At 49.7% G+C, this 12,400-nt stretch carries 13 protein-coding genes; 2 read left to right on the top strand and 11 right to left on the bottom strand.

Going from position 1 to position 12,400, the window contains the following annotated elements:
- The first annotated feature begins 49 nt into the window (after positions 1–49).
- Complete coding sequence (locus O0S09_RS00265; protein WP_268921867.1) at positions 50–1,066, top strand: BMP family lipoprotein; 1,017 nt, start codon at positions 50–52, stop codon at positions 1,064–1,066.
- Between the two features lie 77 nt (positions 1,067–1,143).
- On the opposite strand, the gene O0S09_RS00270 is transcribed toward O0S09_RS00265, so the two are convergent.
- The 6 genes from O0S09_RS00270 to O0S09_RS00295 all read right to left on the bottom strand — a co-directional run bounded on the left by O0S09_RS00270 (position 1,144) and on the right by O0S09_RS00295 (position 7,046).
- Complete coding sequence (locus O0S09_RS00270) at positions 1,144–2,385, bottom strand: cache domain-containing protein (protein WP_268921868.1); 1,242 nt, start codon at positions 2,383–2,385, stop codon at positions 1,144–1,146.
- Between the two features lie 97 nt (positions 2,386–2,482).
- Positions 2,483–2,713, bottom strand: a complete 231-nt coding sequence (locus tag O0S09_RS00275) for a hypothetical protein (RefSeq protein WP_268921869.1) — start codon at positions 2,711–2,713, stop codon at positions 2,483–2,485.
- A gap of 711 nt (positions 2,714–3,424) precedes the next feature.
- Positions 3,425–4,405 carry a magnesium transporter CorA family protein gene (locus O0S09_RS00280; protein ID WP_268921870.1) on the bottom strand — a complete coding sequence of 327 codons (981 nt, stop codon included), beginning with the start codon at positions 4,403–4,405 and terminating at the stop codon, positions 3,425–3,427.
- A gap of 109 nt (positions 4,406–4,514) precedes the next feature.
- Positions 4,515–5,300, bottom strand: coding sequence for a winged helix-turn-helix transcriptional regulator (locus O0S09_RS00285; RefSeq protein ID WP_268921871.1), 786 nt, complete (start codon positions 5,298–5,300; stop codon positions 4,515–4,517).
- The gene (locus O0S09_RS00290) at positions 5,275–6,213 is read right to left on the bottom strand and encodes a hypothetical protein (RefSeq protein WP_268921872.1); all 939 of its coding nucleotides are present in this window, start codon (positions 6,211–6,213) and stop codon (positions 5,275–5,277) included. Before O0S09_RS00290 ends, O0S09_RS00285 begins: the two co-directional genes overlap by 26 nt.
- Positions 6,189–7,046 (bottom strand): hypothetical protein, encoded by an 858-nt coding sequence (locus O0S09_RS00295; protein ID WP_268921873.1) that lies wholly within the window; start codon positions 7,044–7,046, stop codon positions 6,189–6,191. Before O0S09_RS00295 ends, O0S09_RS00290 begins: the two co-directional genes overlap by 25 nt.
- Before the next feature lie 153 nt (positions 7,047–7,199).
- Between O0S09_RS00295 and O0S09_RS00300 the strand changes: the two genes are divergently transcribed.
- Positions 7,200–8,393 carry a TolB-like translocation protein gene (locus O0S09_RS00300; RefSeq protein WP_268921874.1) on the top strand — a complete coding sequence of 398 codons (1,194 nt, stop codon included), beginning with the start codon at positions 7,200–7,202 and terminating at the stop codon, positions 8,391–8,393.
- 48 nt (positions 8,394–8,441) lie between these two features.
- Here O0S09_RS00300 and O0S09_RS00305 read toward each other — a convergent pair whose 3' ends face one another.
- From O0S09_RS00305 to O0S09_RS00325, 5 genes are all read right to left on the bottom strand, one after another.
- A complete protein-coding gene (locus O0S09_RS00305; protein ID WP_268921875.1) occupies positions 8,442–9,239 on the bottom strand; it encodes a winged helix-turn-helix transcriptional regulator in 798 nt (265 codons plus the stop codon).
- Positions 9,214–9,963: a hypothetical protein gene (locus O0S09_RS00310; RefSeq protein ID WP_268921876.1), complete on the bottom strand. Its 750-nt coding sequence runs from the start codon at positions 9,961–9,963 to the stop codon at positions 9,214–9,216. The genes O0S09_RS00305 and O0S09_RS00310 overlap by 26 nt, the downstream gene beginning before the upstream one ends.
- A 140-nt stretch (positions 9,964–10,103) precedes the next feature.
- Complete coding sequence (locus O0S09_RS00315; RefSeq protein WP_268921877.1) at positions 10,104–11,267, bottom strand: hypothetical protein; 1,164 nt, start codon at positions 11,265–11,267, stop codon at positions 10,104–10,106.
- A gap of 97 nt (positions 11,268–11,364) precedes the next feature.
- Positions 11,365–11,637, bottom strand: a complete 273-nt coding sequence (locus O0S09_RS00320) for a hypothetical protein (protein ID WP_268921878.1) — start codon at positions 11,635–11,637, stop codon at positions 11,365–11,367.
- Positions 11,624–12,241: a hypothetical protein gene (locus tag O0S09_RS00325; protein ID WP_268921879.1), complete on the bottom strand. Its 618-nt coding sequence runs from the start codon at positions 12,239–12,241 to the stop codon at positions 11,624–11,626. Before O0S09_RS00325 ends, O0S09_RS00320 begins: the two co-directional genes overlap by 14 nt.
- Positions 12,242–12,400 lie beyond the last annotated feature (159 nt).

Here is a 12,400-nt window from a genome sequence, read left to right on the forward strand (position 1 = left end):
AGTTTTTTTATTATAGGATACGAGAAGATATATAATCTTGGAGATGGCGATGAGTAAATTCTGGAAGATATGCGGAGTTCTGCTGCTGATCACCGTCATAGGTGCGGCGGGATGTGTTGTACCCGGAACAGAGGAAAAATCCGCAGGACTGGTGGTCGATATCAGAAACGCAGGCGATTCATTTAATGCACAGACGGTTGCCGGACTGAACCGGTCCGCAGAGGAGGGAGTTGTTGTCCCGCTTTTGTATGTGGTAAACAGTGACCGTGAAGCAGCAGAGGCGTTTGCCGAACTGGAGAGGAAGAGACCGGCGGTGATTCTTTCCACCGGCCACAGTCTGACGGAGTATTTAGCAGAATCTGCACGGAAGAATCCGGATCTGCATTATGCAACGTTTGACGGAGTGTTTCATGCGGGTTCCGGAATGCCCGGGAATATGATGAATGTGCTGTTCCGGTCAGAGGAGCCGAGTTATCTGGCAGGGTATCTGGCAGGGATGATGACGAAGACGAACACCGTCGGGTTTATCGGAGGAATGGATATTCCGGCAGTAGATCGGTTCTACTACGGGTATCGTGCAGGAGTTGAGGCCGCAGCCGCAGAGCGGGGACAGTACATTTCGGTGGAGCGGGCTGTTGTCGGTAACTTCTATGACCGTGAAGCGGCAAAGCTGCTTGCGGACGGGATGTATGATACCAGTGCGGATGTGATTTTACAGGCGGCAGGTGATGCGGGACTCGGCGTGATTGCGGCGGCGAAGGAGAGCGGGACATATGTGATCGGTGCGGATCGGGATCAGCGTGATCTTGCGCCGGAGAATATGCTGACGAGTGTTACGAAGAACCTGGAAGAAGCGGTGTATCAGACGATCACTGAGTATGCGGCCGGCAGAGTCCATGACGGTCAGGAGATCTGGCTCGGTATTGCGAACAATGCGACGGGACTTGCACCTCTGCATCCGGCAGTTCCGGATGCGGTTGCGGAAAAGATTGCGGAGTTGTCAAAGCAGATTGCAAAAGGAAGAATCGATCCCCCGGCAACGGCAGAGGAGTACGCGGCGAAATAATTTCCGCCGGATCTTTTGCAAAGCGGAGGTGTGCAGCAGACCGAAATTTTCTCGGTGGTACACCGGGGCCGCACACCTCACAGTAAATCCGCGGTAACGTTATATGTTTCCAGACGTATCATGCTCAGAACACACCAGCTGCCATCCATCGGCTCCACATAGACCAGGGAAATCGTATTTCCATCCGGATTGCTTTTTTCCAGATACAAATATCCTCCTCCCTGTTTCGCCATCATCACTCCTTCTCGGATGGTTGATACACCGTGCCTGTCGGTAAGATAGAAGATATCCTCCCCGATTTTGTCCTGATACTGAGTGTCCGCGAGGAGTGTTCCGTTATAGGTGACGGCAAGAATACGTGCCGGGCCGATGACGGAGTTCTGCGCGGGATCCATTATCATGGAGAGGGCGGTCTCTTTTCCGTAATCGGTGACCCAGCCATGAATTATCCGGACCGTTTTGGTCACGGCCTCGCGCTGGCTGATGGTGTAGGTCTGGGGGACTGCGCTGGCAACTCTGCTGGCACCGACAAACCAGTCTTCCGTAACCGCCCGGAGATAGGATGACGTATGTATCGCCTGATTTTCCGTATAGGGGACGATGCGGTAGTAATGAACATATCCTCCCCCCTGTTCGGCCCGGAGAATCATACTGTTGACGGGGCGGATACCGTACGCATCACGGTAATTGAGGCGGTTTGCTCCAAGCAGAACCTGTTTGGCTGAAACGAGTTCCGTGCCGTCCATGGTGTAGGCGAAAAGGTCGTATCCTGTTCCTGCAAAGGCACCGTTGGGATCATTGAACTCAGCAACTGCCTTTTCCATTCCCACTCTTTTTGCATAGTGGTACATCTTATGGACGAACTCCTCCTGATCGGCCGGCCCTGCATGTTCCACATACGGATACACCTGGGGCGGGATGGGGTACTGTTCCGTAACAACGCGGAGATCCTGTCCTCCAAAGGAGATGGTCTGCCAGACACCGGTTTTTTCCACAACCTGTGTACCGGCCAGATCATATGCCCGATAGTTGATCGAGCCTGCGGGATGTTCGATGATGTAGAAGAGACCGTCTTTGAGTTCCGGATGTTTGGTTACAAAGTAGCCTTGATAGAGATTCTGACCGATCGTCCCGGTATCCGGGTGATATATGAGTGTTCCTTTGCTGTTGATGACCCATACGTCGGTCCAGAGATTTTCCCGGCTGGTTTTCGGGACGGCGATATTTTGCTGAAAGAGAGCTGCGGCATACGGCATGAGGACAAAACCTGTGTAACTGCCGTCTGTTCCGCGTACCGGTACGACGAAGCAGGGCATCATGCCCAGTGATTCCGAGTTAACCGGACCAACGAGCAGCAGGGGATCAGAGGAGAAAGATGATTCGCATATCTGCGATATTTCCGGAGAGGAAAGGATCTCAGTCAGGGAAAATGCCGGAGCGGTGAGGGTGGTATCTGTTATTGTTGTCAACCCAGGCGACTGCAGCTGCGTTCGGATATTGTTCATAGAGCAGGTAGAGTTGTTCCCGAGCCAGGGGATCGTCCGGCGTAAGGCCGGTGAGACCGTCGGCAAGGTTTTTGAGATCAGCAGCAACGGTATTCAGCTGATTCCGGGTATCCTGCGTAATGGTGTCGGATGTGCTTCGCATATCCTCCGGGGGGTCTGTTAGTATCGTGTATCCCGAACCCTGAGGGAAGAAAAAAAGTATGCAGGCACAAACTATAATGATAAGGATTATTATCGGCACCAGATATTTTTCAAACAATTTTTTGCAGGTCATACCGACACATCACATTATATCTATTGTGCCAAGTATAGATAAATATATTTGATAAATTCCCTCTCCCGATGCGATTTTTCCAAACAGTTGGTATACCGTATCAGGTATTTTTTACCAACCTTACACAAATATTCGTACGTGGTGTCTGGTAATACGCTCCACCAGGAATTTCTCTGTACGTCCGCATTCGGTCAGTTTTGCCGGATTTTCTTACACGTCGTTTCAGCCCGGCCACCGTTTTCGATGATGGAATACCTTCCCCCATACGGAGAATGCCGTTTCCTGCCGTACATGCAGGCCCGTATCCCGCAACTGGGCATCGTTGCTCCCGACCCGTTTTTCTCTCAAAAATGTCCCGACATCGGGCGGAACGGGGCTTGCCGGGCGGCAGAAGGAGGATGCAATGCCGGGGCGCGTTTATCTGTCATCGGGAGAGGGCACTTTTTCAACCAACGATATTGACTGAATTGGGAATTGAAGCGTTTTTACGGGGAGTGAGGGATGACGATGCGACATGCCGGTATCTCCGGGAAACGGTGTTTTCGGAACAGGGCCACTCCGGTTCCGGAACGGATCCCGTCAGATGATTTTTTTCCGGAACAGCAGCCACAGGAGAACCGCCGAGATGCTGAGAGATCCTGTGATGAGCAGAGGAAAGGCAAACGGGTTCTGGGAAAGATCATCCGGGATGAGGACGTTCATACCGAGGAAGCTTGCGATCATCGTCGGGATGGTAAGAAGAATGGTAACGACGGTGAACAGCTTCATGATGCTGTTGACGTTGTTGTTGATGATGGAGGCGCAGGTGTCCATGATGTGGCCAAGAGTGCTGCTGTAGGTCTGGGCCATTTCGAGTGCCTGCCGGTTTTCGATGATGGTGTCTTCGAGAAGATCTTCATCCTCTTCATACATGCGGACCTCCGGCGTAGGGAACCGGTACAGTTTTTCCAGCACTGCTTCGTTCGCTTTCAGTGCAGTTGTCATATAGACGAGGGATTTTGAGATGCGAAGCATCTCAAAGAGTTCCTCGTTTTTGGTGGCTGTATAGAGTGTGTGTTCAATGGTGTTGGTCAGATCGTCGATCTGCCGGAGGTGCTGTATGAAGAGTCGGGCATTGCGGTACAGAAACTGCAGAAGAAATCGGGTTTTTTTCACCGTGGAAAAGTTCTTTACTTTTCCGTCGATGAAGGTCTGGAGAACCGGATTTTTCCGAAGAGAGACGGTAATAATAGTGTCCTGCATGACGATGAAGCCGGACGGAACAGTTGTGTAGCTCGTAATGCCGGCAGTTTTTGCGGGACGGGATTCAGGGTCAGTGCTATCGTCCACGTAGGGTGTGTCCACGATGATGAGGGTCCGGCCGTCGTCGTGTTCAATGCGGGGGCTTTCTTCATCGTCAAGCAGAGTGATGATGTCGTCGCGGGGAATGGATAGTGTGGTGCAGACGTAGGTGATCTCATCTTCGGTGGGCTGGATCATGCGAATCCAGCTGCCGCTTTCGATGGTGTCAATTTTGGACGGGCCATGCGGGGCGTCTGCGGATCGGTAGATTTCCAGCATGCGGATCTCCTCGGCAGTATTTGTGCCGGTACTACTTGATTGATTTGTATGGAGACTATATAGTCTATCGGGAAGTACTGAAATCTCCGGAAAAATAGTGATACGGGGATCAGGTGTGATCCTGCGGGAATATCCGCATGCCGCGACCAACACGGGAGATGGTGATGAGGTCGTTTTTCTGAAGGCGTCCGAGATGCCAGGTAAGGGTTCCCGAGCTGATACCGGCACGGGCGGCAAGAACGGTACCGGAGATACCGGGTTCTTTTTCGATGAGGCCAAGAACTTTTTCGGTGGTAGGGTTCTGGCACAAAGTCATGCGGATGGTGTCAGCACGGCTGAGGGAGGAACCGTTTGGGAAGTAGTGATAGCTTCTGCTGATTTTTCGGGAGATGATTTTTTGTTCTTTGTCGAGAACAGCCAGGTGATACCGGAGAGTTTCATGGTGGATGCCGGTTTTTTCCCGGAGATCAGCAGCGGAACTTCCGGGGGAGGCAAGAATGGCAGCATACAGTGAATCACGGACAGGACTTGGATCCGTTTTTTTGATGCGGCCTATCATGACAGGCAGGAAATGGATGAGAGCGAGAAGAAAAACGAGAGTGCCGGAGATTCCGGCAACCTGAATCCAGAGCGGGAGTTCGTCAGCGGTGCGTTCGGTACCGGGCGGGTTCTGGAGGGAGTAGCCGTCACGATGTTTGTCTCCGTTTACGCTGTACCCTAGGGATTCCGGTGTGTAGGTACGTATCTCTCCGGTGATCCAGGAAGGAACGTCGGCGATACTGCGGGGTGTGTCACCGGCGGCGATCTGTTCTTCTGCTGCTGCATCTGCGCTGCAAAGAAGGAGGAGGAGCATCAGAACGGCAAGGACATTAGATAGTGTATGTCTGCGAACCATTGACTTTCACCCCTTTCACACAGTACCACCATTCCCCTTCGGCAATCCCCTGTTCGCGGGAGATGGTTGTTTCCAGAAGCATCTTCCGGGTGTCGGCAACTGCAACCGGATTGGCAAAGGGACCAAAAACCGCGTGATCCGGAGAGTAGATGGTAATGCTGAGATTGTTTTCAATCTCCTGCACGTTCTCCCACCACAACCGGAAGGTGAGGAGCGTAATGTTTTCCGAGATGTTAGTAGAGTACCACTGGTTTTCTCCTTCACGAATGAGGTTTTGCGGGGGAACTTTACCGGACTGATATTTTTCAGCGGCTATACTGAGCCGATCTTCATCAGTCATGGCATGATAGAACTCAGTTTGAATTATTGCCATGTGTTCAAGACCCGTCATCTCCACTCCCCAAAGGGCATCTATGAGAAGTAATCGTTCCTGCTTTTTCTCCGGACTGTCCATACTGCTGGTCAGAAGAAGGCCACCGTGGCTGGTATCTCCTTTTGTCAGCTCCCAAGAGTGAGTAATGTCCGAGAGTTTCTTCTGGTATTCTGGAGATATTTTTTCATAGATGTGTGGCCATACTGTTTTCATGAACTCGGCCGACGTCATTTTCGATCCATTGAGTTGGTCGATGAGAACAAAAGTGTTCTGTACTTTTTGGTAATTTTCCTCACGAACACTGAGAGCAGCAGTGGGAGATACAATCACCAGAAAGACCATCACGATGAGAGCGAATGGTACTATTTTTTTCGAAAACGATTTCAAAAGTTTGACACCTCCTGTTTTGATATGATTTTTTCTTTGGAAAGAACGACATAAATAATCTCTCACAATTTTGTCGAAGAATACAATGTGAAGTTGACATACAAATAAAAAATAAACGATGATTTGGGTTAGACGGCCGTGTATTTCATCCACTGGCTGTATACAGGGGTACTGTATGTGGTATCAACCCCAATTCGAGCCTGACTTTCCGCACGGGTTCGATACCAATTGGTAGATAAATCCATGATCGTATTTTGAGCACTCACTGTCATCATTTGTGAAGGATTACTCTCATAATCTATGAGCCATTTTCCGTATCCTGTACTGTCAACGGTGGTATCTACTTCATTTTTCAGATATACTTCAACATAGTGATAATCAGGAGTGTTACCAGAGACAGTGGAACTTGCTCCGTATGTCATAAAACGACCATTTTGTACTGGTAAATTAGCATTTGCAGAAATGATTATACTTCTTGGGATGAGTTGCTTCTCCTTAATGGCTGAGGCGGACTTTGGACGGGGAGTTGTCATCATTGACTGGCGCATATCGTCAGGCATCGTCGCATAAAGCTCAGGCCATACAATCTGCATGAATTCACCATAGGTAATATCCAGCCCGTCAAGAACATCAATAAGCACATTTCTCTCGGCGGCCCTGATTGGACCATCATGGGTGGACGTGATGAGCAGGCTTTCAGCTGTTCTCTCACCTTCAGTCATATTCCAAACTTTGTAAATTGTAGATAACTTTGTTTTATCCGTAGAATCCATTTTTTTGTAGATTTCAGGCCAAACAATGGCAAGGTACTGCTCGGTAGTAATTGGTGCTCCGTTAATCTGTTCAATGATTGCATCACGCTGTTGTTCTGTAATCGGGATAGGGATGCCTGCATCTGCACTGACGGGCGTAGTAGCTATCAACAATGTTATGCAAACAAAAAATACAAGCAGGGAGATTTTCATTAGTTTCATTACTTTATACATCGAATTTTGTGCCAGAAAGAATCTGACTAATTTTCAAATGGGTAAGGGATGGCATAAATAATCTCTCACAATTTTATCAAAATATTCCAAACAAGAAATGATTTGAGAAAAATGTGAGAGATTATTAATACTACCGACTAAAAAAGAAAAAATATGAAAAAAATATGTATCATCGTTTTTCTTCTCCTTATCAGTCTCTGGATTCCACCTGTCGTAGCTCTGGAGCTTTCCGAGGAACCAAAGATTATCTATGAGGGAAAGGAGGGCTATGGTTTGTATGCTGTGACGGACGGAAAATATATTCTCATAGGTGAAGAACAAGCCCGTTCGAACTTTGGTACGAATACAGAGGGGTATCAGTTCACGGGAACACTCTACCTCTATGATATTGCAGAAAAAAACCTGAGGGAAATCCCCGGAAATATTCCACCGTACATAAATTATTTCACCGTAATTAATGATATGATCTTCTGGCAAAGTGCACCCTACAAGAAATATCCGGAAAGGGGGAAAGAGGAGATTACAAGCAGTGTGTATCAGTACACCATTGGAGAGACCATGTCAAAAAAACTCGAAATAAGCAGTTTTGCAGATACAGATGGTGTGCATATGGTACTTGTACACGGCATGCAGATGCATCCGGAAAATATTCGCATCGAAGTATATGATCTTGAGACCGGAAAAAGAACCGCAGTCCCAGGGTCAGACAACATAGGAATAGGTTCAGTGAGAATTTCCAGAGATCTGGTTGTGTGGAGTGAAGATCTGCCGACAGGAAATGGAATGATATATCTTTACAATCTCACATCTGATACGAGAACTACGATTCAGGCAGATAAGGGAGAGTATCTGTCTGTGATGGATTTGGATGATAGTACACTCACCTATCTCCACAAAACCAATCGAAAAACCAATGATATACGTTCGATAAACCTTGCTACCAACGAAACTTTTGTTCTTTCAAATCAACCCATGCGGTATGCAATCCGTGCAGATCCGCCACTTGTTGCATGGAGTGTGTATCCGGATTATTCTACCGAGAAGCCACAACGACCGGTTTATGTAACATCACTCATTGAGACATCTGAACCCATTTTTCTGGCGGAGGAAGGAAGAGTGGAGTCAGTTGGAAACGGAGTTGTTGTATGGAGCGGCTGGAATGAAAGTGCGGAGTTTCAGCAGACGATCTCCATGGCAAAACTTACCGGGGATGGAGTGAGTGTCCCTCAATCTGCAGATGTTCAACCACCGCAGACCACCATGGCAGGAGTTCCGATGAACATTGCTATTGGATCGATCGCGTTTGCTTTGTCATGTGTTCTTGCGTTTGTCTGGCGGAAAAACTAATTTTTTCTTTTTTTTCAAAAGTATTTTGTGAAAAAAGTGATCTGGGTATCAGGTGTGATCCTGCGGGAATATCCGCATACCGCGACCAACACGGGAGATGGTGATGAGGTCGTTTTTCTGAAGGCGTCCGAGATGCCAGGTAAGGGTTCCCGAGCTGATACCGGCACGGGCGGCAAGAACGGTACCGGAGATACCGGGTTCTTTTTCGATGAGGCCAAGAACTTTTTCGGTGGTAGGGTTCTGGCACAAAGTCATGCGGATGGTGTCGGCACGGCTGAGGGAGGAACCGTTTGGGAAGTAGTGATAGATGTGCCCCGCACTGCGGGAAACGATCCGTTTTTCCTTTTCGAGAACCGCCAGGTGATACCGGAGTGTTGCATAGTGGATGCCGGTCTTTTCCCTGAGAACGGCGGCGGAGCAGCCGGGTGTTTCAGAGATGGCGGCAAAAATGCCGTCGCGGACGGAACTGGGGGGTGCCTCGCGGGTTCTGCCGATGAGGATAGGCAGGAACTGAAAGGCGGCGAGTGCGAGAACGGCGATGCCGGAGATACCGGCGGCGAGAACGATCCACGCAGGGACTTCGGATGCATCGCGGGCGGCATCGGCACGGTTGATGTCCGAGAAACCGCCGGGGTGGTCGGGCAGCGGTTCGTTGACGACGTAACCGCCTTCCGCCGGAGTTTTGACGCCGAGACTGTCGGTGATCCAGGAGGGAACGTCGGCAAAACTGCGGGGCATCTCACCGGATACGGCAGTGCCGTCATCTGCGGCTGCGGCGGGTAAAAAACAGAGGCAGACGAGGAGAACTGCGACAAACAGATTAGATGGTGTAGTTCTGTACTCCATGGATCTTCACTCCTTTAATGCAGTACCACCATTCACCTTCCGCGACACCGCCCGGACGGGAGATGTAGGTGTAAACCTGCATCTTGTGCGGATTGCTGTAGAACGGTTCGGCTTCGGTGAAGGGACCGAAGACACACCTGTCCGGAGAGTAGATGGTGATACTGAGATTATTTTGGATGTCTGCGGAATTTTCCCACTGGAGATCAACGGCAAGCCGGGTCACGTTTGCGGTGACATTCTTGGAGAACCACTGCGTCTCACCTTCGGCTATGGATGCGCCGCCGCGGACGCCGGCATCCGGGCCGCGCTGGGCACGCACCATGCCGCTGAGCATTTTGCGTGTTTCCTCGGAGATATCCAGATAGAGTTCCGGCTGAGTTATTGCCTGGTACTCACCTTCGGTGATCTCCAGTTTATCAATAGCATCCATCAGGGCAAAGCGTTCTCTGCCGATTGCTTCATTGATGGTGAGACCAAAACCGGCACCGTGATCCGTTCGATCAAGTTCCTTTAACTCCCAGATATGCGTGAAGTTTGCAAGCTTTTCCTTGTGTTCGGGAGAAACTTTTGCGTACACATCCGGCCAGACCTTTTCCAGAAACTTCGCGGACGTCATGGCGGTTCCGTTGTACTGTTCCATGAGGGCAAGGCTCTTTTGGATCTGGAGATAATTTTCTTCTGCAGGATCTATCGCAAGGACGGGAATTGACAGCAGCAGGAACAAAAGGCCTGCCAGAAGGATGATGCGGGATATTTTTTTAATTTGGTGCCACCTCCTCTGTTCGATATGCTTTCATTCGCAGGGAGAGGTATATAACATCTCTGGCAGTTGTATCAAAATGAAGGTGGGAAAAATCTGAAAAATTATTTTTTCCGCCAAAGGACAGCAAGCACACAGGCAAGAACAAACGCGATCAGGCCAAGGGTCATACCAAGCGGTGTTCCTGCCTGCGTGGTCTGCGGAGAAAGAGGTTCTTCCATCATCGGAGGAGTCGTGGATCGCATGATCAAAGGCATATCAAGTGTGGCGAGTTGGGCCACAAGTCTGCCGGTAGATTCATCCTTTTTCCAGAATGCGGCGTACGGGGGATACATATTCAAAGGACTGAGATCCTCAGAAAATGTCACCTGTTCGGTTTCCTTCGTTCTCAGATTGATGAGGTACTGTTCCCCGCGATAATTTCCATCCGTGTCCCCCTTTATCGGTACCTGATTATACAGAAGTGTTTCCCCCCAGATGCAGTCGATCGACTGGACATATCCATCCGGACGTTCAAGGTCATAGGTTTCCTTGGAACTGATGGTGTAAACATGAATGTACCGGTCTGTAGGAACAGGGCGGTCTCGCCCGTCATCAGTATAAACCAGATAATCCCCGGACACCCCAAAATAATATGCATCCGGTTGGTTTCTGAGAGGAAGACGTTCCCATTCGCCGTTTCTCAGATCAAACAACGTGAGTGTTCGTTCAAGTACTCCCTCGCGCAGTACTTCACTTCGTATCATGGCGAGATGTACCCCGTCTGTCGCAAAACGGGTCAGATGGCAGTTTTGCGGGATCGGAATCTCAACAGGTGCGGGATCGCCAGGTGTGTACTGATAGTAATGAGTAGTGTACTCCAGATACGCAAGACCGTCGGGGGCAGTAACTTTCTTTCCATAGGAACCATCTATCCAGTACACCGTTCCATTTTCCAGGACCGCCCATTCAGAAGGAATTTCTCCGGGAATTTCTTCGAGTACTCCTCGTTCGATATCATACAGATACAGGGAACCGAGCCATCGATATCCTTCAACGGGCCTGCCGGTTTTCTGGGCATCATTGGGTTTTCTTTCCGCGATAAGGACGTAGTTCCCGTCTGTTACCACAGTGTTAAAATAATACCCTTCCTGAAATTCGTAGATGATCTCCGGTCCTCCAACAATAGTAATTGGCACAGCTGCGGCAGATGCAGTGCAGAGGATCGTTATCAGGAGGAGGAAAAGGAAGACCTGTTTTACCATGCGGCTGTTTTTGCTGCAGGACATATTTATGTTCTCTCGCAGTTCCGTCAAAAGGTCAGCGCAAAAAATTCTAAATAAATATTTCAAAAAAAGAGAGGGGTGCTCTCAGATCGTATTTCGATCAGGTATTTTTCCGCATATTCGGCATACGGGCAAGACTCTTGCGGGTATCATCACCCATATCCAGATACAACTCCGGATTGACGATCTGCATATACTCAGCCTCAGAGATATCCAGCTTCTCAACCGCATCCTGAAGCGCAAACCGCTCCGGCCCCTGCGGGTCATCCAGCGTCAGACCGATTCCCTGTCCGCCTTCGGTACCATCCAGCGGCACCCGCTCCCACACATGGGAAAACTTCGCAAGCATCTCCTTGTGCTCAGAAGATACCATCGAGTACACATCCGGCCAGACTTTTTCCAGAAAACTCCGCGGACGTCATGGCGGTTCCGTTCAGCTCCTCAATCAGAGCAAACCGCACCTCACCGGTCAGATCCTCCCCAAGCCGGGCAGCAAGCCGATCGCGTTCCTCCCCGGAAACGACAACCGGCTGGGAAGTTACCATCTCCTTCGGACGGTGCATGTTCGGCGTATGGACAAGACTCTCGCGGGCAGCTTCGCTCATATCCGCATACAGTTCGGGCCACACGATCTGCATATAGACCGCTTCAGAGACAGCAAGATCCGAAACCGCATCCATCAGAGCATACCGCTCAGCTGCCTGCGGATCCTCAAGCGTCATATCAAGACCATGACCTCCTTCGGTCTCCTTGATCTCCTTATACTCCCATACATGAGGAAGAGCAGAAAGAATATCCTTGTTCTCAGGCGTGATCTGTGCGTACACGTCCGGCCAGTACGTAGCAAGATACTCCGCCGAACTCATCGGCGGATTGGCAGGCTCTTCCGAAGCACTCATCGGAACTGCGGCAACTGCAATCAGCAGAACCACAACGGCAACTCCAAGGATGCCCGCAATTTTATAGGACTGTTTCATGAGAATTCACCTGTTCTCTCAGAAATATTCCTGAGATACAAGAAACTGGGCAGTACACAGTATAAGAAAACTCTCTCACTTCTCTCAAAAGGTCCGAATAAAAAGAAAAAAAAGTATTCGAAACCATCAATCAAAAAGCAGAATGAGATCGGTCCGAAA

Source organism: Methanocorpusculum vombati (genome assembly GCF_026891935.1).
GTDB classification, from domain to species: Archaea; Halobacteriota; Methanomicrobia; order Methanomicrobiales; family Methanocorpusculaceae; genus Methanocorpusculum; species Methanocorpusculum vombati.

Coding starts and splice junctions, on each gene's coding strand:
- O0S09_RS00265 (WP_268921867.1), top strand. CDS start 50: ATGAGTAAATTCTGGAAGATATGCGGAGTTCTGCTGCTGATCACCGTC.
- O0S09_RS00270 (WP_268921868.1), bottom strand. CDS start 2,385: ATGATGCCCTGCTTCGTCGTACCGGTACGCGGAACAGACGGCAGTTAC.
- O0S09_RS00275 (WP_268921869.1), bottom strand. CDS start 2,713: ATGCGAAGCACATCCGACACCATTACGCAGGATACCCGGAATCAGCTG.
- O0S09_RS00280 (WP_268921870.1), bottom strand. CDS start 4,405: ATGCTGGAAATCTACCGATCCGCAGACGCCCCGCATGGCCCGTCCAAA.
- O0S09_RS00285 (WP_268921871.1), bottom strand. CDS start 5,300: ATGGTTCGCAGACATACACTATCTAATGTCCTTGCCGTTCTGATGCTC.
- O0S09_RS00295 (WP_268921873.1), bottom strand. CDS start 7,046: ATGTATAAAGTAATGAAACTAATGAAAATCTCCCTGCTTGTATTTTTT.
- O0S09_RS00300 (WP_268921874.1), top strand. CDS start 7,200: ATGAAAAAAATATGTATCATCGTTTTTCTTCTCCTTATCAGTCTCTGG.
- O0S09_RS00305 (WP_268921875.1), bottom strand. CDS start 9,239: ATGGAGTACAGAACTACACCATCTAATCTGTTTGTCGCAGTTCTCCTC.
- O0S09_RS00315 (WP_268921877.1), bottom strand. CDS start 11,267: ATGTCCTGCAGCAAAAACAGCCGCATGGTAAAACAGGTCTTCCTTTTC.
- O0S09_RS00320 (WP_268921878.1), bottom strand. CDS start 11,637: ATGGTATCTTCTGAGCACAAGGAGATGCTTGCGAAGTTTTCCCATGTG.
- O0S09_RS00325 (WP_268921879.1), bottom strand. CDS start 12,241: ATGAAACAGTCCTATAAAATTGCGGGCATCCTTGGAGTTGCCGTTGTG.